This is a genomic window from Ochrobactrum sp. SFR4 (assembly GCF_019730395.1).
Classification (GTDB): Bacteria; Pseudomonadota; Alphaproteobacteria; order Rhizobiales; family Rhizobiaceae; genus Pseudochrobactrum.
In genome coordinates, this window is record NZ_JAAPBB010000100.1 from 1 (window position 1) to 574 (window position 574).

Genomic DNA, 574 nt, shown 5'->3' on the forward strand with positions numbered 1-574 from the left:
GGCCGGTAGTTGCAGCTTTGGCAGGTGTTCCGGCTGGCCGTCTCACGGACCGGTTTGGTGCAAAATGCATTCTCGCAACCGGCCTGAGTGCCATGATTGTCGCACTCATCTGCATGGCCTATCTGCCGGTGCATATCGGAGTAACCGGTTATATCGTATCACTTATTATACTGACACCGTGTTTTCAGCTATTTTTGACAGGCAATAACACAGCCATCATCAATGCCGCTCCTGAGGACCACCGTGGCATCATATCAGGTTTAATGGGATTATCGCGCAACTTAGGTTTTATGACTGGAGCATCGGTCATGGCGACAATATTTATTTCATCACTCGGGCAACCGGATCTGGTTCATGCCACAGTCAGTTCTGTCGGCTCAGCCTTTACTGTCACATTGCTAACAGCTGCAGGACTGGCACTTATCTCGCTGATCATTACGCTCGTCAGCCTCAAAAATAGTGCAGCCTGAAATACTAAAAATATTCCGGTGCGGGCCTGATATCCGGCCTGCACCTCATCGCTCAGAGCCTGCCCTGCCGGAGGTTCTGTAGTGAACTGATGTCACAGTTTTAG

The 574-nt window shown here is 50.3% G+C and carries 1 protein-coding gene; it reads left to right on the forward strand.

Going from position 1 to position 574, the window contains the following annotated elements:
* Window positions 1-470: MFS transporter (locus tag HBA93_RS18035; RefSeq protein WP_221724211.1), on the forward strand; the 470-nt coding region annotated here is incomplete at its 5' end.
* Between the last annotated feature and the right edge of the window lie 104 nt (window positions 471-574).